This window comes from Pseudoalteromonas atlantica (assembly GCF_043641955.1).
Classification (GTDB): domain Bacteria; phylum Pseudomonadota; class Gammaproteobacteria; order Enterobacterales; family Alteromonadaceae; genus Pseudoalteromonas; species Pseudoalteromonas atlantica_A.
Genome location: NZ_JBHZRV010000007.1, coordinates 195,117 through 213,436, shown reverse-complemented (window position 1 = coordinate 213,436; position 18,320 = coordinate 195,117). Strand labels below are relative to the sequence as shown.

The window sequence follows — 18,320 nt, the reverse complement described above, 5'->3', positions numbered from 1 at the left end:
GGAAGACCCAAATAATTGAGGCAACAACCATTTAATGAAAGTTTATCCATCTTTAGAATGCAACAAATGTATAAACTTTGAATTAAAATTTACAAGGTGGATTTTCAATTATCGTTTGAGAAGTCACTTGGCCAAATAAGGCTTGTGTATTGTCGTCACCAGGCAGTGTATCGGCAAACGCTAATAAGTCAGCAGGCTCACTTGTAATTGTTTCATATAAAACGAGTGAAGTGAGTAGTTTACCGAGCTGTTTTGCATGGTTTCCATCTGAGCTATGAACGTCTAATCCCGGAGACAGCTTTAACGCTTTATTCCACGTTAATCCAACAGGAGCAACGCAACTGTATTGATTTTCAGCAATGCCAGTGTGAATACCATGCACGTAAACGGCATCATCCGGCCTATTTTTAAGTGGGTGCTCTGGGAAAAGAATTGGTGTGGCTCCTATCGCTTTAGCACGCTTAATCCAAGTAACTGTCGCATCAATAGGGTATAAAACAGAGTGGCTTTGAGAGTATTTTTGCCCTTGTAAAATAACATGTGTCCATTGGTTATTTTGCAGTGTTTCAATAATGCTGGTGTTGTTCACTATACTATCGAGAAATGCTCCCCCACGAGTTTCAATATTTACGGTTTTATCGGCATCTGCATGAGTAAATATTTTAGTTAGTAAAACCTCAATGCCCGCGACATGACTGTTACCTAATATTAAAATGTTATAAACCTCTGACTCTTGATTGTTGGGAATAGCTAAATTGTCCGTTGATTGGTCAGTTTGAACAGGGGGAGTGGTAACTGGTGTTGCGCTTTGTGATGTGTTTGTTGAGCCTCCGCCACCACATGCAATTAGCATGAGCACTACAGCATAAATCATAAAATTTTTGTTCATCATTCCCTCGTATTTATTGGTCTCAAGTGCAAAATAGGACTTAATTTGAGTTGGTCACCTTGTATGCACTTTTATTTAGTATAAAAAGCACACAATATATACAAGGGTAACCACTTTCTATAAATAAAAGGTACAACAACCCATCTTTATGTCAATGGAATGTTTTTTTTGAATAGACTATTTTAAGCATGGTGTGTATACCCAAGCCACCTCAAGATGCAGAATTCAGCGTTTCACAGGGGCTTAATATCAAGGCGTTACTTTGCAAGAATGGCCATCCCTTTTAAGAAGTAACAACGCTGAGAGTAAGTTCCTGTGAAACGCCCAACGGGTTGGTTTAAAAGCGATTTATACTGCGTTATTAATTTTAACAATAGAACCACTATTATTTGCAATCAATGCCTTGCCTAAATCGCTTTTAATTCCAACTGAAACTCGCATCTTGAGGTGGTTTGGGTATAGGAGTATGGGTTACAAGTGAGTGAGAACGAATATAACTTAGTCGTTTAAGGTGGTTAACTAGTATTTGCTAATAGAGAAGGTTGTTCTTATAAATTTCTTAACAATTGTGCCGTAAAATGGTAAAAAGATTTTATAAGGATAATAAATATAAAAACTGGATAGCAGTCATAATGGAATTTTTAAATTTAGCGCTTACCTTTCCCACGGCTATTTTTACAGCCTTTCTTTTAGTTGTCGTACTTTTTTGGCTAATAACCTTACTCGGTTTTGCTGATATTGATATGTTTGAGGCAGATATTGATATAGATGCCGACGCTGCGCAAAGCTCAAGTATGCCGTCATGGTTTAATATGGGTTTTGGTGGTGTGCCAATCACAGTATCGATGAGTTTAATTGTCATGATCAGCTGGCTTGTGAGTATATATGCCCATAAGTTTTTTGCTTATATGCTAGGAGATGGCGTCTTATTTTATGTTTCGGGTTTAATAATGGTCGTTATTTGCATGGTAGTGAGCATGCCAGTTGCAGCGATTATTTCAAAACCACTGCAACGCTTTTTTACCAGTGCAGAAACATCATCAAGTGCCGACTTACTCGGTTTAGAATGCATTGTAGTTACAGGAAAAGTGACCCCCACATTTGGTCAGGCTCGCGTGCAGTTTCAGGGAACTGAGCAACTCATTCAAGTTCGCAGCAGCGATGATGAACAATTTACCTCAGGTGACACAGCCGTGTTGCTTGAACACCTCAAAGAGCAACACTGTTACACCATAACGAGCAAGCCGTGGTAATCGGCTTAGTAATGCTTGTAACTTATAAAAATCGGTAATCACGTTAGGACATAACATGGAATTTTTAGATAACCTCATCCCTATACTTACGTTTGTAGGTATAGCAATAGCGATCGTTTTTGCTATCTTGCTTATTGTCGGCAAGTTTTATCGTAAAGTTGAGCAAGGGCAAGCGCTGATCATTAACAAAATGAAAAACGAGCCAGATGTCACCACAACGGGTGGCATTGTGTATCCGGTGATCCATAAAATGGAAATCATGGATATTTCGACCAAGCGCATGGTGCTTGAACGCAAAGACAAAGGCGGCTTAATTTGTAAAGACAATATCCGTGCTGACATTGCCATTACTTTCTACATTCGTGTAAATGAAAACAAAGAAGACATTTTACGTGTTGCAAAACATGTGGGTTGTGCCCGTGCATCAGAGCACGACACACTGCAAGAACTGTTTGAGGCTAAATTTTCTGAAGCACTTAAAACCGTTGGTAAACGTATGGATTTTGTTGAGTTATTTACTCATCGAAATGAATTTCGTGACAACATAAAAGAAGTGATAGGCCAAGACTTATCTGGTTATACTCTTGAAGATGTTGCGATTGATTACCTTGAGCAAACTTCAATAGATAAATTAGATTCACAAAATATTTTAGATGCTGAAGGTATTCGTCGCATTACTGAAATGACGGCTTTGCAAAATGTATCGACCAACCAATTAAAGTGTGATGAGCGCGCTAAAATTGAGATTCAAAACCAAGAGGCCACCGAGAAAACACTCGAAATTGAGCGTCAAAAGCAAGATGCCATGTCACGTCAAGTGCGTGAAATTGAAACTGTTAAAGCCCGTGAATTTGCAGAAGCTGAAAAAGTGCGCCAAGAAGAGCGCCTCAAATCAGAGCAAGCACGTTTACAAGCCGATGAAGCAATTGGAATCGCCGAACAAAACAAGCAACGTGAACTTGATATAGCAGAGCAAAACCGTTTACGTGTGCTCGGTATTGAAGAAGAAAAGGTATCGCGCTCGCGTGAAATTGAAGTGATCGAGCGTGAAAGAGAAACCGAAATTTTACGCATCAATAAAGAAAAGGCCTTAGAGGTTGAGCGTAAAGAAATTGCTGATGTAGTGCGCGACCGTGTGATTGTTGAAAAATCAGTGGCCGAAGAAGAAGAACGTATTAAAGATGTACAAGTATTGGCTGGTGCGGAACGTGAAAAAGAAGCAATCATTATTCGTGCTAAAGCCGAAGCTGAAGAAGCACTGGTAAAAGATATTGAAGCGGCCAAAGCGCAAGAGCAAGCGGCAGAGTACAAAGCCCGTGAGCTTGAAACAATGGCTAATGCTGAACTGAGAATTGCAAACCAACAGGCTGAGTCTAAAAAGATTTTAGCGCAAGCACAGCAAGTTGAAACCGCTGCTATTGGCCTTGCAGAAGCTGACGTAATTAAAGCGAAGGCAGAGGCAAATGCAATACAAGGTGAAACAGATGCGCGTGTACTGCAACAAAAACTTGAAGCGCAAGCACAAGGTGACCGTGAAATTGGCTTAACACAAGCTCAAGTTCAATCCGCGATGGCTGATGCAAACGAAAAACAAGGTGAAGTAGAAGCAATTAACCTTGAGCGTAAAATGCGAGCAGAGGCAAAAGGCCTTGAAGAGAAGCTACAAGCGCTTAATGCAATGGATCAAGATGCCCGTGATTACGAAAGCTTTACCCTGCAACTAAACCAACAAAAAGAGCTAGTACTAGCTAAAATTTCGGCAAGTAAAGACATTGCTGAGCATCAAGCTCATATTATGGCAAAAGCATTGGGTGATGCTGATATTAATATCATGGGCGGTGACGGCCAGTTCTTTAACCAGTTTATGAGTGCAATCAGTTTAGGTAAATCAATTGACGGCCTCGTTGATGAAAGCCAAACAGTGCAAACGGTGTTTAAAGATCACTTAAACGGCGACCGTAATTTAATAGAAGACCTAAAAGGTGTATTAGCTGGGGCAAATGGCTCAGCTGAAACACTCAAGAACTTTAACATGAGTAAATTACTTAAGCAGTTAAGTAATACAACGGCAGCTGAAAAAAGCCAATTACTGAGCATGTTAGGTGGTAATTTAGGTGGCGGCTTAGATGATAAAATTAAACTAGATCCCAAAGACTAGTTTTGCCAATGCTAAGAGCCGTAACAGCAAATGTTGCGGCTTGCTTTTATTAAATATCAGGAAAGGTTTTCATGACGGACGTAACTCAACAAGCGCTAGAGCAAGGCTCGTACGATTTAATTAAGCGCCGCTTATCTAATTTTGGCACTGATTTAAAAACCCAAATAGACACAGTAAATAAGCAACGTATTGAAGAGTTTGGCAGCACAGAGTTACAAGTCAAAGGGCGCGTACGCGTTCGTACTGAACAAAACTGCACCCCCCGCGATATTGTTATTGTGGGTGATAAAGTTATTTTTGCTTATAACGTACAGTTAGGGTTAAAAAAAGAAACCGCAATTAGTGATGTGTTTAGCGTACAAAAGTTGGTTGAACAAGATGACCACTTCGAAATAGAACCTTACCCTGATACCACACGATTTTTAACCGACAGCCGTTTTATCCGCGATTTTGAAGAGCTGTATACCTATTACAAACAAACCAGCCTACAGCACTTATATCAGCAAAATGGCAAGCTGTTTGCGTTATTCCAAATTGGTGACAAGTTATCTGATGTGCGCGTGTTTCGCTGGGAAATTCACCCAGATAACACCATTAATTACATTGATAACCGCGGTGAGCGAGATATTCAACACGCTCATGACTACGATTTTGAATGGCTCAATACGGATCGCAACGATCACATTGAAGGGCGTTTTGCCCACATAAACATTGCCGACCAACTGTTTGTTGAAACCACTGGCGGCACACTCACCATAAAAATTGAAAACAGCACAGACACAGGCGAAGGCATTTACCAAGAAGCGGTGGATGATAAAAATCAATCCCTTGCTGACAGTGATGTTGATTATGCGCTGGTGGGGGATTTGATACTCCTTAAAATACTGCCATACCGAGAAAAAGCATGGCGTTATTTTATTTATAACACCCGTACGCAACAGGTTATGCGCCAAGATGCTATTGGCAGTGCATGTGTTACTTTACCTGAAGATCACGGGATTATTTTTCCCGGTGGTTATTATTTACAGTCAGGCCAAGCGCGCTCTTTTGAAGAACAAATAGATGATTTAGAGTTTCATCGTCATGTTAAATCACCGAACGGTGAAGACGTTTTGTATGTGTTTTACGAACCAAGTGAAGGACGCTATGCGCTGTTTGCCTACAACATTATTGATAAAAACCTACAAAACCCGATTTACTGCCACGGCTACGCTATTTACAACGATGGTTTAACACTGACCTTTAAAGCAGATAAAGACGAAGCGGAGCGCGTACACCCAATACAAATTTGGCAAAGCCCGTTTGTCTCCAGTGAGTTTGCCGCTAATACGCCGCCTTTAACCAGTTTTTTTGGCAAAATAGGCAACCCTGATTTAGTTCGCGGTATTTCTGATTTATACAGTGTGTGCAAAGCCATTAGCGAGCAAAGCCCAAGCCTTAATCATTATGAAGATATGATAGCGCTGAGCCGTAACATTTTTGACCGCTACCATTGGCTTAACGAGAGCGAATTTGCAGAGATTGCAACAAGCTTGCACAGTATTTTTGAAACCGCCGAGCAAGTGCTTGACGAGTTTGAAAAAGTCACTGAAATTCAAAATAAAGCAAAACAATCACTGGTCGATATTAATAAGCAGTACACAGAGGTCACCCGTGATGTACGCCCAGACAGCTTTAAAGCCGCGCCCGAGTTTGTGCAAGCTATTGATGCACTCAAAATATTAAAAGGGCAAATAATTAGCCTTGAAGATATTAAGTACATTGATCTCGACGCCCTCAACAATCTACAAAAGCAAGTGGATGAAAAGCTCAGCGAAGTAAGCCAAGCTACAGCAGCATTTTTACAGCAAGACAGTGCCTTGCAACCTTACCATGATAAATTAGGCGAGCTTGAAGCACTGAGCACAAAAAGCGAAAGTGTCAGCGAGCTCAAAACCTATATTGCAGCACTGGATGAGCAAAGTGTAGAGCTTGATTTGCTTAACCACACCATGCTTGATTTAGATATTGATGACAGCCGCGTGCGCACGCAAATATTAGAAGATATTAGCGCTGTGTATGCACTGGTTAATCGCGCAAAAGCCAGTATTGAAATACGCCAAAAAAGCTTAGGCAGTGTTGAGGCAAAAGCGGAGTTTGCAGCACGGTTTAAGCTGTTTTCGCAAAGCATTACCAACGCCCTTAATAACGCAAAAACCCCCGAAGCCTGTGACGACCAATTATCAAGGCTACTTATCCAGCTTGAAGAGCTTGAGTCTCAATTTAGTGAGTTTGATGAATACCTAAGCGAAATTATTGCCAAGCGTGATGACGTTTACGAAAGCTTTGAAGCACACAAACAAAGCCTGATTGATGCCCGCCAGCGCCGCGCTCTTAATTTAGCCAATGCTGCAGAGCGTATTTTACAAGGTGTAAATCGCCGCGCTCAAAGCTTTACTGAGCTTGATAAACTCAATACCTACTTTGCCGCCGATCCGATGATCAGCAAGCTACGCGCATTAACCGACGAGCTTAAAGAATTAGGCGATGAAATACGCGCTGATGATATTCAATCTAAACTCAAAGCGAGTAAAGATCAGGGCATACGTTCACTGCGTGACAAGCAAGATATTTACACCGATGGCGGTAATACGGTCAGCATTGGTAAGCATGCATTTAGTGTAAACAAGCAACTGCTTGATTTAACGCTGTTGCCGCGTAATGAGCAATTAATGCTGCACCTAACAGGCACTGATTATTTTGAAGCCATTGAAGATGAGCAAAGCCTTGCCACACTTGAGCAAAGTAAGCATTTATGGCAACAAGCCCTAGTATCTGAGAATGACGCAGTTTATCGCGGTGAGTACCTTGCGGCGCAGCTATTATTGGCATGTGAAAATAGCGAACACTCGCTTACTTTTGGCCAGTTACACGATGCGCAAACGGATGGTAGCTTGTTAAGTTTAGTACAAAAATTTGCTGAACCACGCTACCAAGAGGGTTATGAAAAGGGCATACATGATCACGATGCCTGCGCTATTTTAAGCACCTTACTGACACAAAAAAGTACCCTAGATTTACTTATTTACCCTGCCAGTTGCCGTATCATTGCGCAGTTATTTAGTGCGCAATTAAGTACAGAGCAGTTAAGCAATTTTTATCATCAGGCAAGTAATGCCATATTGATGGATAAACACTTTACAGCAACACAATTTATCACCAATTTAACTGATCAAATAAGTAAGCAAGTCAGTCATTTCTTGCCGCAAGTTGCATTACTTTGCCAGCGCTTCACTGATTTTTCATGCGATTTAACCGCCGGTTATTTGATCCAACAATTAGCGCAACAAAAAGCACCAGATAAGTTTAGCTTTGTAGTGTCGCAACAGGCTAAAAAGCTTGCAGAACAGTTTACTAGTGAGGCAAAGGTAAAAGGCTTTAGTGGCGAATTAGAAAGCGCGCGCAAAAATGTAAACAGCACCGATGAGCGTGCTTTGCTGTATTTAAGTTGGTTAAACGCGTATTGCTTACATTATCCAGAGATAAGCTCTGTTGTGCAGGCTGAAGCCGCTAATTATTTACATTTAAGTGCCAGTACAGGGCTAACTTACCAAGTGCTAGATGTAACCCCAGCAACGCACGTTGAAAACCTTATGGGGCAACATAAGCGGGTAAAAGAGCAGGTTCTTAATCTTGATTACGCTGAATTTTATGCTCGTACACGGGACTATATCACCGAGCAAGTGCCTGCATTTGAGCAATATCACCGCCTGCGTACTGACATACTTGCAGAGCAAAAAGAGCGCCTACAACTCGATGAATTTAAAGCCCGGCCTTTAAGTTCATTTGTGCGTAATCAGCTTATTAATAAAGTGTACTTCCCAATTATTGGAGATAACTTAGCTAAACAAATTGGCTCTGCGGGTAAAAATAAACGCAGTGATTTAATGGGCATGTTATTGCTTATATCACCACCCGGCTACGGTAAAACAACGCTAGTTGAATACGTGGCAAATCGACTGGGGCTGACCTTTGTAAAAGTAAACTGCCCATCAATAGGCCACGACCAAGTCTCACTTGACCCAGCGCAAGCGATTAATGCAACCGCAGAAAAAGAGATTGCTAAAATCAACCAAAGCTTTGAAATGGGCAATAACGTGATGCTCTATTTGGATGATATACAGCACACTAATCCTGAGTTTTTACAAAAGTTTATTTCATTGTGTGATGGTTCACGCCGTATCGATGGGGTGTGGAACGGTAAAAGTAAAACCTACGATTTACGCGGTAAAAAGTTTGCTGTGGTTATGGCGGGTAACCCGTACACGGAATCTGGCGAGAGTTTTAAAATACCCGACATGTTAGCCAACCGCGCCGATATATATAACTTAGGTGATACCTTAGCAGGGTGCGAACAAGAGTTTGCTATGAGCTTTATTGAAAATGCGCTGACCTCAAACTCAGTACTTGCGCCGCTTGCTAATCGCAATATGGAAGATTTATACAAGCTTGTACGTATTTGCGAGGGCGAAGACATCTCATTAAATGAGCTTGAACATGGTTACTCTCAAGCGGAGGCAAACGAAATTAAAGCGGTGTTAACCCGTTTAATGACCATTCGTAACACAGTACTAAAAGTAAACGCTCAGTACATCGCTTCAGCTGCACAAGATAACAACTACCGCACTGAGCCGCCTTTTAAACTGCAAGGTAGCTACCGCAATATGAACAAAATGGCAGAGAAGGTTGTCGCTGCCATGAACGATGAAGAGCTTGAAAACTTAATTCGCGATCACTATCGCGGCGAGGCGCAAACTCTCAGTAAAGGCTCAGAAGAAAACTTACTTAAATTAGGTGAACTGCGCGGTACACTCAGTGATGAAGAGCAGCAGCGCTTTGCACAAATCAAACAAGACTTTGTGCGATTAAATAAGCTTGATGGCGCAGGCAGCCCCGTAATGATGGCAGTTGAGCAAATGAGTTACTTGCATGAATCACTGCAAAGTATTGCCAGCAAATTGAGCAAAACTAACCTCAGTCACGATTACAGCGAATTATTGCAAACACTTGGGCTCAATGTGCAAGGGACAGATAACAACCATGCGATACAAGCGCTTGCTCAAGCTGTTGAAAGCGGCCTTGGGCAAACACCGTACAAAGACGTGCTTAAACAGCTAGCAGACAACACGGCTGAAAATAACACCCAAGCACAACTAAATGCGTTAGTTAAAGCAACAACTGAAAATAATACTAATGACACGTTAAATACTTTAGCTGCACAGCTAGGTGAAAGTATTGGTTCAATAAACAATAAAAGTGAATTAACAGCGCTAACGAAAGGCATTGCTGCAAATAACACGAATCAAACATTAGCTATGCTGGGGCAGCAGTTAGCAGAATATTTAGCCCCTTTAGATAATAAAGAGCAGCTGCAAACCTTGATAGAGACCATAGCGAGTAATAATACATCTTCGCATATTGATGCACTAAGTGAGCAGCTCCAACACTGTATTAAAAATAATAATATGCAACACGGTGTGCAACAGCTTATTGCTGCGTTAAATAGCCAAACCGAGCAATTAAATACTAAAGCCGAGCTTGCAGAGCTTACCCAAGCGATAACCAACACTAACCCTAATACAGCTATTTTAGCATTACAGCAGGCGATACTTGCTGGTAGTGAGGTACAAATACAAACACTGAGTGAGCAATTGCTTAGCGCATTGACTACACTGGATCACAGTGAAAAATTAGCTCAGATATTAACTGCGCTAAAAAGTACTAATAGCAACGAGCAAACTCAGCACTTAGTAAGTCAGTTTCTGAGTGAATTAAAGACTGCGAATAATCGTGATGTGCTTGAGCTTATCGCACAGCAAAACGTAGATAATACGCAACAAAACGCTTTGCAACACAGCGAACAAAAACAAGCCTTAGAGGCATTGATAAGTGCAATAAAAAATCAGCCTAGGCAAGTGGTTACGCAGGTAAGTGAAAAAGATCAGCAAGATGGTTCTATGCCAACACTGTTATAAAAAACATCAGTTGTTTGTGAATTTAAAGGAGAAAAAGAAATGGAAATCAACGCACCAGAATTATATGACTCAATGGGCGAGGCAAAAATTGCCGCTATTTACGTTAACGATGGACAGGAAGTTATCACTAATCAAGCATTGTTTGATGTAGAGCTTGAAAAAGCCGTGTTAGAGGTTGTGACACCACAAGCAGGCGTTATTCATAACTTTAAAGCTAAAGTAGGTGACATTGTAAGCTCAGAACAAGTCATTATGCATCTACGCGAAAAACGCCACGGCGAGCACACCGCAGATAAAAAATTACCGATGGAAGAAGAGCTCGCATTATTAAGAGAAGAAAACGAGCGACTCAAAAAACTGCTAGCACAGCAGCAACTAACAGCAGCGGGTTAATTTTCATTGGGCAACCACCAGCGCTCATAACGTATAAGTCTCACTTGCCAATAAGCCATGAGTGGATAGTGGATTAATATTATTTGAGGTCGAAATTTGACCCGCAGGTTTATAGTTTCGATTGTGTATTTATCGTTTTTTATGTCCACCTCCCAAGTTAAAATGTGGGGAAGGTACTCTTTGATAAAATGGTTATATTTGGAAAGTCACTATGAAGTATCTCTTTATTGCGCTTTTAACTTTTAGCTTTTCAAGCCTTGCTTGTATGCCTTCGGTGAATATAGATATTGCAGAAGTACTTGTGGAAGTGCCAAATCCAGTTTTTGAAGAAGGAACGGTTATTAATGCGAAGACAGGAAAGGTTACTGCTAAGATATCTTTTAACAAAAAAGGGAAAGTTGTTAAAATTGAAAATTTGGTTTTGACGCCTTCTTCTTTGCCTTTAGCGCCAATTGAAGAAGCTCTAAATTCATCAAAACGACACTTTTCCTCCCAGGAGGCTACATCACATGATATTACAATTGATTTTCCAATTGAGTTTAGAGAGAAAATAAAATTCCGTTTTAATTTAAGCCCGCCAATTATTGAGAAATAGAATATTTTAAATATAAAAACACATCAAAAATAACGTCAAATGCTTGCCTAGCGTTTATTTTTTGCTTTATTTTAGCCAAGTATTACCCGTAATGCTAAGGGCGTTTAGTCTATGTGGAGTTTGAGTACATAATAAAAAATCAGAGTGTTACATTGGTACTTTGATGTTACAGTATGACCTCATTGGTGATACGACTTTTTCGATAAATAACGTCTTTAATTTGGGGGAAAGATGGTAACGAAAATTAGTTTTCATTCCTTAGTATAAACCACAATTCTAGTCCCCTTAATGCAGTATTAGGTTTAAATTATGCTCAGTATTTTACTTATGATAGGTGCTATACAATTCGGCGAGGTAAAAGCTTGCAGTGATCCTTCTATAACGGCATTAGATACCTTCCAAACTAAAGTGGAGTATTTAGGTAAGACATCACAACTTTTTGCCGAAGACCGTTTAAAAGTTAGAGCCTCATTGCCGTCTGCTTGCTCGTATGTAAATTCAGAATCTGAAGTTAAATTTGATGTTACAAGTGAAGGTCAGATTACGAATTATAAAGTTTTGTTTGAACAACCTGTAAGAATTCATTCCCGTGTAATCAAAAGGGCAATACTAAAGACCCCAGTTAATAAAAGTGCGTGGGGCACAAGCGGAAATAGGGTAAGGGTTATGTATGTTCAATACAAAAATAAAACCGAACAAACGCATCAAAACTGATCCCGTAAGGAAAAGCCAGGGTTCGCCCAGCAATCAGTTGTGTTTTTAAAATCAGCTAGCTAATGGAGCTAACTTAGCACATCAACAAAAGTACCTTGAAAAGGTATATTTTCATTTGAATACGTGTAAAATTCCTTTCGGTAAATTTTAGGTGGCTTTATATAATCACCTTATCTCAATCTCATAACTTAATGGAAAGTCATTCATGTGGAAGTATCTAGTTTTATTGTTTTTACTAACAGGGTGTGCAGTACAGTATGAGGTTCCAACCTCTGGCGATACTGCAAATGTTAGAATTGGTACGCGTGTTGGCAATGACCACACATGGGTCTATGGGTACAGTAATGCACAGTGTGATGATAAAAAAACGTGGTTAAGATTAATTGGTGAGCCAATGGCGTCGTGGGCTGAATCTTCTAAGCGATTAGGTATGCCTTTGTGGGATTACCCAAATGGGGCTGCCCATGAGATTTTAGTTCCTGCTAATAAAGCGCAATTTATTATGGCCGTTCAAAATCACTACACATTTAAATGTGGTACTTTCATTTCGCATACATTTGATAAAAATAAAGATTATGAAATTATTATTGGCGACCAACATCGCTGCTCAGCAAGTATTTATGAAATAGTACCCACGTCAGAACAAGCCGCAGATTTTAAAAGGGCGCTAATAAAAACAGTGAGCATGGTTGATGGTGTATCCCAAGCATGTAAGGATAAGTTTTAATATAAGCTTACTGTAGCAAAAAATTTTAAGCTAGTAATATCAGCCCGTAATGATACTAAATCATTTTGAGGGATTAAACCTGACGCTAACGGCGTTCAAAACTTTTGATTTACGACTGCATGGATGCAGGAGCAATTGACGAGAACAACTAAGTAACGTAATTTTTGCCTTGTTATCTACGAGGTTTTTTTACCTCAAAATTGACTCATTAATTAAGCGAATTGGTATAAGTAGCGTATTTGCCTAGGCATTAAAAAGCCAAGCAAAATAGCTTGGCTTAAAATAATTAATAGTTAACTAATGTATTAATTTAACTGTGTAGACAGTGATATCTCAGCATTCATCAGTTTTGAGATAGGGCAACCCTCTTTGGTTTGTACGCACAGTTCGTCAAACTTCAATTGCGAAATACCCTCAATTTTAGCCTCAACATTAAGCGCAATGTGGCTCACTTCAAAGCCATCATCAACCTCATCTAGGCTAACGGTTGCGGTAGTTTTGATGTCATCGGCTATATAATCCGCTTCAGTGAGTGCCAGTGATAACGCCATGCTGTAACAGGCACTGTGGGCTGCTGCAACCAGCTCCTCTGGGTTAGTGCCTGATCTTCCTTCAAAGCGAGTGTTGAACCCATATGGCTGGCTCTCAAGTGCACCACTTTCGCTACTTATTGAACCCTTACCTGATTTAATATCCCCAGACCAATTGGCTGATGCTGATTTTTTAATCGTCATAATGTCTCCTTGGGTTTGTTGTGTAAAGTTTGCAATAACATTGCAAGCTCTTCATGCTTATACCGACTAATCGGTATTAACACGATACTCGAGTAGGGTTTTGCAATATTAACACCAAGGTTTATTTTGCGTTTCGCCGGCACCGCTCTGAACAGTAAATTACGTTTTCCCAGTCTCGTTGCCATTTTTTGCGCCAGGTAAAATCACGTTTGCAGACGGGGCAGGTTTTTTGCGGTAAATGTAATTTCTTATGCGCCATGTTTACGCTTCTTTTAGTGTTTTTTGGTCGCGGTGTAATGCTTACATGAGCTTTTAGGTAACGGTAACTCTACTGCCATTATCTATTTTTAAGTATCAATAATGGCAGTATAATTTTGCTAAATTAAGATATTACTTCTCTGCAGAGTATGGATCTTCGGCTAATAAATAGGCTCTTAAATCAGCTTTTTGCGGCTGTGCATTCAACCATTCCCTGAGTTCTTTTGCTTTTTCATAAGTTTCATTGCTAAATTTATCAGCATATATGTCACTAAAGTTTTGTTTGGTACTTTGCTCGCGAATTTGGTTTTGCCATTGTTGTGTTACTACTGCGTTCAGTGTACCAGCTAAGCCTTCTTCTTTTAGTAATTCCCACTCACCCGCATCTAACCAGATACCACCTACCGGTGCGCTGTAATCTATACGGTGGTCAGTTGATGATGAAATACGAAATTTCCGCATAATGACACCTGATACCGGGCAAATTAATGCTTTTTTAGTGTCTGTAGCGTCGGCTTCGAATGAGATGTTTTCAGCAAACGCAAAGTTTGGATTACGTTCTTTCCAAGCTGCAAAGTCTTCGATTAGTATCCAGTGGCCATTACAGTGCGTGCATGTATGCGAACGAAATTGACCTTCAATAAAACTAGGTTTAAGTAACCCTTTACCACAACTTGTACAATTCATAGTGTCCCTTAATTTATATTGTAACTTGAAGAGCTTATATGCTTAAAATTATTATAAGCAGCTAAAAAGCATCTCATAATTTAGTTTTTATTTGCGTTCAAGTTTGATTGCGACAACGGCCGCACTAAGAAGTTTTATGTTACCGTATTTTAAGAGGTGATAACAAAGCTTTGTTATGTTTAGTCAACTAGTTGAATTTAAAATAAGCCGGCTTGTTTTATTACACCGCTGCGAGCAATAAATTACGTTGTCCCAGTCCCGTTGCCATTTTTTGCGCCAGGTAAAGTCACGGTTGCAAACGGGGCAGGTTTTTTGCGGTAAATGTAATTTCTTATGCGCCATTGTTACGCTTCTTTTTAGTGTTTTTTGGTCGCGGTGTAATGCTTACATGAGCTTTGAGTATCGCTGGGATGGCCTGTTGTACATCGCGCCGTTCACGGTATTGCCACAGCCTATCGCGCGCTTCTTTTGAGGCTTTTGTTAAATCCACCATAGGTTCAGGGTAGTCTTCGCCTATTTTAAAGTCGTTAAATAATGCTTCCATGGGCGTTTGTTGCCATGGTTCATGTAAGTATTCTATGGGCAGTTTTTCAAGTTCTGGGCACCACTTTTTTATAAACTCTCCGTTAGGGTCTTGATCTTCAGACTGCTTGATCGGATTGTAATGGCGAATGGTGTTGATACCGGTTACTGAGGCTTGCATTTGAATTTGCGGATAGTGAATGCCTGGCTCAAAGTCTAAAAAGTAATTAGCTAAGGGGAAGCTTGCTTGCTGCCAGCTAATGTTTAAGTGGTGGGTCACAAAGCTTACTAACATGGCGCGCATTCTAAAATTAATGTAACCGGTGTGTTTTAAGCAGCGCATGCAGGCGTCAATAATCGGCACACCTGTTTGCCCCTGAGCCCAACGCTTTATATCGCCAGCAACTTTATCGTCATCGCGGTAGGGAAACTGATGATACCCTGCGTTAAGCGCTTTAAACTCCATTGAACATTCGCTTTCAAACTTTTGCATAAAATGGCAATGCCAATGTAAGCGCGAAACAAACGCCGCTAGTGGGCGCTTCCAGCCTCGTTTGTCAGGGTGTTTTGAGTCATATGCGTCAATTGCTTTTTGGTACACTTGCCTAAGGCTAATATTGCCCCACGCTAAGTAAGGCGAGAGCCTTGAGCAATGGGTTTGGCTTAAACTGGGGCTTGAAATGCCTTTTTGATAGCCTTTGCCTCTACTTTCAAAAAAGCTTTGCATGACTTGCTGCGCTTCCAACGCACCGCCTATTTGAAAGTGCGGGTTTTGCTTTGTGTAGGCATCGGGTAATGCAGGGGCTTGGTAATCGTTTAATGCCACCGCATTGACGTTTTTCCAGTTTGGAATAGCGATGGGGCTGTGCATGTATTGATGCCAATGTTCGTTCCAGCCTTTACGGCTTTTAGCCCCGCGTATAACCCCTCCGGTAGGAAATTCAAGCCAGTTTATTGCATGGTGTTTACACCATTTTTTCACTGCTTTGTCGCGATCAAATGTATTATTTAAGCCAATTTCTTGATGGCTCACTAAGCTAACAATTTCAAACTGGTTGTTTAATGAATCGAGTAGCTCATCCATTGGACTGTTAAACAGATAAACGCGGGCATTAAAGCGCGCGAGTTGTTTATTCATTTCAACTAACGATTGATAAACAAAACGCCAATGACGCTCGTTATAATGAGAATCATCAAGGAGCAGCGGCTCAAAATTATACATAAGCAGGGTCGGCAGTGCGCTGTCAAACGCGTACTTAAGTGGCTGATGATCAGATAAACGTAAATCTCGTTTAAACCAGACTATATTAACCTTTTCGCGCATTATTAACTGCTTAATGGCCAATCTGCAGCATCGGCTGAGTCTATGCTATACACATCATCACCCCGCCAGCGCTTAATAAAGGTATTTTCAGGATCATAGGTGTTAGTTTGTTTAACTAAATTAAAATGCCTGCCAGAGCGAGGATCAGCGCCAACCCCAGCAAGGTATTGCCAGTTGCCCCAGTTCGCTGCTACATCGTAATCAATAAGTTGTTGCTCAAAGTAAGCCGCACCAAAACGCCAATCTAATTTGAGCTCGTTGACTAAACAGCTGGCAACAAGTTGGCGTCCGCGATTAGACATATAGCCCGTTTGATTAAGCTGTTTCATACACGCATTAACAATTGGGTAGGGGGTTGTGCCCATGCACCATTGTTTAAAGCGACCTGAATAAAAACTGGTGAGTGGTTTGTTTGCGCTTATGCCGCTAAATGCAAATAATTGATGATCATAGCGCACACTATAAAGCTGAAAGTATTCACGCCAAAGTAGCTCAAAGTAAATCCAGTAAGTTGAATCGTTCGCGCCGTGTTGTTGCTCATACTCTTGCAGTGCGTGCATGATTTGTCGCACCGACACATTACCGTTGGCAAGCCAAGACGAGAACTTAGTTGAATTTGCCATGCCATCAAGGGCATTGCGTGTCAGTTTGTATTCGCTTGGAGCTGAACTTGAAAAGTACTGTTCAACGTGGTGCTGAGCGGCCACTTCGCCTGCATCAAACTCACAGTTGACCTGTTCAACCTTAGGTAAAGATTTAGGCCAAGGTACTGGGGCAATTAATGGCGCAGGGAAATGGCTCGGTCTCTGAACAGGCGATTTTATCGAGAGGTTTGATGATTCTACCTTTTTACGAAATTTACTGAATGTTGAAGGCAATTCACTTAGTTCAAAGGGCAGTTGATGCATGTCATACAAGGTAAATGTATTACTTTGTTTAAGTGTAATCTCGCTGTATTTATCAGTAATTGCAGTGAGGGATTGCCGTTCGTATAAGCCAATTTGGTCGCTGCAGTAAATTACTCGAGTATTGTGATGAGAGTAATAATGATCAATCACGTCCAGCGGCGCTTGAAAGTAAACCACCAAGTGTTGGCCACGTGCATTCAGCTGACTGTTTAATTGGTGCAGCGATTTAACCAAAAACGCCCATCGTTGCTCGCCCAATGTTTGGCAGTTAAAACGGTTGCTTTTAAACCACTCAGGGTCAATACAATAAATAAAGCTAATTGATGAGCTTTGCTCGCATGCACGCCGTAGTAGCGCGTTGTCAGATAACCGTAGGTCATGAGTGAACCAATATACAGAGTGTGTCATATAATAAACTTGCCATTGGGGTTTTATTAATCCATTTTGTTTCAATACGTGACAAACGGTAAACGCGTTTAATACGTGTGACTTTTTATTTTTATCAACATTAAAGCGAGCGATACGTGTTTGTAGATTTAACTCAACCCCTCGAAAAACTAACTATCTATAGTCAATTAGTCGGCGGCATTACGCCAAGGCCGATTGCGTGGGTAAGTACGCTTAGTAGTGATGGAGTGGCAAATATTGCGCCTTATTCATTTTTTACTGTAGCAAGCGTTAACCCTCCGGTATTGAGTGTTACGCAGGTTAATCCCAGAGCAATGCGCAACAAAGACACCCTTAGCAATCTACTCGACACCAAAGAGTGCGTTGTGAATATTGTCAGTGAACAGCAAGTGGAGCAAATGAACCAAAGCTGTGTAAACTACTCACCTGAAGTCAGTGAATTTGATGCGGCACTTATTGAATCAATAGCAAGTCGGCTGGTTAAACCCGTCAGTGTAAAAGCATCAAAAGTTCGCTATGAATGCACCCTCCGCGAGGTGATTACAGTCAGTGAGCAATCTGCTGGTGGGAAAATGATGTTACTTGATGTTGTTGGGGTTTATATTGACGATGAAGCACTGGTTGATGGTTATATTGACTCAGGAGCTTTAAAGAGCGTAGGTAAACTGGGCGGAGATGAGTTTACTAAAACAACGGACATGTTTAGTTTAAAGCGGCCAACTTTATAACGCTGACA

Annotated in this window: 15 protein-coding genes; 8 read left to right on the top strand and 7 right to left on the bottom strand. The window is 40.9% G+C overall.

The window, feature by feature from the left end; genetic code table 11:
* Nucleotides 1-82 precede the first annotated feature (82 nt).
* A complete protein-coding gene (locus ACHUE3_RS14795) occupies nucleotides 83-889 on the bottom strand; it encodes a hypothetical protein (RefSeq protein WP_394193139.1) in 807 nt (268 codons plus the stop codon).
* 632 nt (nucleotides 890-1,521) lie between these two features.
* On the opposite strand from ACHUE3_RS14795, the gene ACHUE3_RS14790 reads away from it, so the two are divergent.
* From ACHUE3_RS14790 to ACHUE3_RS14760, 7 genes are all read left to right on the top strand, one after another.
* Nucleotides 1,522-2,142: a DUF1449 domain-containing protein gene (locus ACHUE3_RS14790; RefSeq protein ID WP_394193138.1), complete on the top strand. Its 621-nt coding sequence runs from the start codon at nucleotides 1,522-1,524 to the stop codon at nucleotides 2,140-2,142.
* 55 nt (nucleotides 2,143-2,197) lie between these two features.
* The gene (locus ACHUE3_RS14785) at nucleotides 2,198-4,300 is read left to right on the top strand and encodes a hypothetical protein (protein ID WP_394193137.1); all 2,103 of its coding nucleotides are present in this window, start codon (nucleotides 2,198-2,200) and stop codon (nucleotides 4,298-4,300) included.
* Nucleotides 4,301-4,371: 71 nt separating this feature from the next.
* Nucleotides 4,372-10,314: a DNA repair ATPase gene (locus ACHUE3_RS14780; RefSeq protein ID WP_394193136.1), complete on the top strand. Its 5,943-nt coding sequence runs from the start codon at nucleotides 4,372-4,374 to the stop codon at nucleotides 10,312-10,314.
* A 39-nt stretch (nucleotides 10,315-10,353) separates the two neighbouring features.
* A complete protein-coding gene (locus ACHUE3_RS14775) occupies nucleotides 10,354-10,707 on the top strand; it encodes a biotin/lipoyl-containing protein (RefSeq protein WP_394193135.1) in 354 nt (117 codons plus the stop codon).
* A gap of 211 nt (nucleotides 10,708-10,918) precedes the next feature.
* Nucleotides 10,919-11,302, top strand: coding sequence for a hypothetical protein (locus ACHUE3_RS14770; protein ID WP_394193134.1), 384 nt, complete (start codon nucleotides 10,919-10,921; stop codon nucleotides 11,300-11,302).
* 309 nt (nucleotides 11,303-11,611) lie between these two features.
* A complete protein-coding gene (locus ACHUE3_RS14765) occupies nucleotides 11,612-12,016 on the top strand; it encodes a hypothetical protein (RefSeq protein ID WP_394193133.1) in 405 nt (134 codons plus the stop codon).
* Between the two features lie 205 nt (nucleotides 12,017-12,221).
* On the top strand, nucleotides 12,222-12,743 hold the full coding sequence (locus ACHUE3_RS14760) for a hypothetical protein (protein WP_394193132.1): 522 nt from the start codon (nucleotides 12,222-12,224) through the stop codon (nucleotides 12,741-12,743).
* A gap of 305 nt (nucleotides 12,744-13,048) precedes the next feature.
* Here the strand turns inward: ACHUE3_RS14760 and ACHUE3_RS14755 are convergent, their stop codons facing one another.
* The 6 genes from ACHUE3_RS14755 to ACHUE3_RS14730 all read right to left on the bottom strand — a co-directional run bounded on the left by ACHUE3_RS14755 (nucleotide 13,049) and on the right by ACHUE3_RS14730 (nucleotide 17,584).
* Nucleotides 13,049-13,477, bottom strand: coding sequence for an OsmC family protein (locus ACHUE3_RS14755; protein ID WP_394193131.1), 429 nt, complete (start codon nucleotides 13,475-13,477; stop codon nucleotides 13,049-13,051).
* A gap of 121 nt (nucleotides 13,478-13,598) precedes the next feature.
* Nucleotides 13,599-13,736 carry a DUF2256 domain-containing protein gene (locus ACHUE3_RS14750; protein WP_394193130.1) on the bottom strand — a complete coding sequence of 46 codons (138 nt, stop codon included), beginning with the start codon at nucleotides 13,734-13,736 and terminating at the stop codon, nucleotides 13,599-13,601.
* A 131-nt stretch (nucleotides 13,737-13,867) separates the two neighbouring features.
* Complete coding sequence (locus ACHUE3_RS14745) at nucleotides 13,868-14,422, bottom strand: TFIIB-type zinc ribbon-containing protein (RefSeq protein ID WP_394193129.1); 555 nt, start codon at nucleotides 14,420-14,422, stop codon at nucleotides 13,868-13,870.
* A 183-nt stretch (nucleotides 14,423-14,605) separates the two neighbouring features.
* On the bottom strand, nucleotides 14,606-14,764 hold the full coding sequence (locus ACHUE3_RS14740) for a DUF2256 domain-containing protein (RefSeq protein WP_394193128.1): 159 nt from the start codon (nucleotides 14,762-14,764) through the stop codon (nucleotides 14,606-14,608).
* Nucleotides 14,754-16,268, bottom strand: a complete 1,515-nt coding sequence (locus ACHUE3_RS14735) for a cryptochrome/deoxyribodipyrimidine photo-lyase family protein (RefSeq protein ID WP_394193127.1) — start codon at nucleotides 16,266-16,268, stop codon at nucleotides 14,754-14,756. Before ACHUE3_RS14735 ends, ACHUE3_RS14740 begins: the two co-directional genes overlap by 11 nt.
* Nucleotides 16,269-16,270: 2 nt before the next feature.
* Complete coding sequence (locus tag ACHUE3_RS14730; protein ID WP_394193126.1) at nucleotides 16,271-17,584, bottom strand: DASH family cryptochrome; 1,314 nt, start codon at nucleotides 17,582-17,584, stop codon at nucleotides 16,271-16,273.
* Nucleotides 17,585-17,700: 116 nt separating this feature from the next.
* Here ACHUE3_RS14730 and ACHUE3_RS14725 point away from each other — a divergent pair, with 116 nt between their 5' ends.
* A complete protein-coding gene (locus ACHUE3_RS14725; protein ID WP_394193125.1) occupies nucleotides 17,701-18,312 on the top strand; it encodes a flavin reductase family protein in 612 nt (203 codons plus the stop codon).
* Nucleotides 18,313-18,320 lie beyond the last annotated feature (8 nt).

Bases quoted from the DNA above. Each gene is read 5' to 3' on its own strand.
- ACHUE3_RS14740 (WP_394193128.1), bottom strand. From the start codon at position 14,764: ATGGCGCATAAGAAATTACATTTACCGCAAAAAACCTGCCCCGTTTGC.
- ACHUE3_RS14775 (WP_394193135.1), top strand. From the start codon at position 10,354: ATGGAAATCAACGCACCAGAATTATATGACTCAATGGGCGAGGCAAAA.
- ACHUE3_RS14735 (WP_394193127.1), bottom strand. From the start codon at position 16,268: ATGCGCGAAAAGGTTAATATAGTCTGGTTTAAACGAGATTTACGTTTA.
- ACHUE3_RS14730 (WP_394193126.1), bottom strand. From the start codon at position 17,584: ATGACACACTCTGTATATTGGTTCACTCATGACCTACGGTTATCTGAC.
- ACHUE3_RS14760 (WP_394193132.1), top strand. From the start codon at position 12,222: ATGTGGAAGTATCTAGTTTTATTGTTTTTACTAACAGGGTGTGCAGTA.
- ACHUE3_RS14755 (WP_394193131.1), bottom strand. From the start codon at position 13,477: ATGACGATTAAAAAATCAGCATCAGCCAATTGGTCTGGGGATATTAAA.
- ACHUE3_RS14745 (WP_394193129.1), bottom strand. From the start codon at position 14,422: ATGAATTGTACAAGTTGTGGTAAAGGGTTACTTAAACCTAGTTTTATT.
- ACHUE3_RS14750 (WP_394193130.1), bottom strand. From the start codon at position 13,736: ATGGCGCATAAGAAATTACATTTACCGCAAAAAACCTGCCCCGTCTGC.
- ACHUE3_RS14790 (WP_394193138.1), top strand. From the start codon at position 1,522: ATGGAATTTTTAAATTTAGCGCTTACCTTTCCCACGGCTATTTTTACA.
- ACHUE3_RS14795 (WP_394193139.1), bottom strand. From the start codon at position 889: ATGAACAAAAATTTTATGATTTATGCTGTAGTGCTCATGCTAATTGCA.
- ACHUE3_RS14780 (WP_394193136.1), top strand. From the start codon at position 4,372: ATGACGGACGTAACTCAACAAGCGCTAGAGCAAGGCTCGTACGATTTA.
- ACHUE3_RS14765 (WP_394193133.1), top strand. From the start codon at position 11,612: ATGCTCAGTATTTTACTTATGATAGGTGCTATACAATTCGGCGAGGTA.
- ACHUE3_RS14770 (WP_394193134.1), top strand. From the start codon at position 10,919: ATGAAGTATCTCTTTATTGCGCTTTTAACTTTTAGCTTTTCAAGCCTT.
- ACHUE3_RS14785 (WP_394193137.1), top strand. From the start codon at position 2,198: ATGGAATTTTTAGATAACCTCATCCCTATACTTACGTTTGTAGGTATA.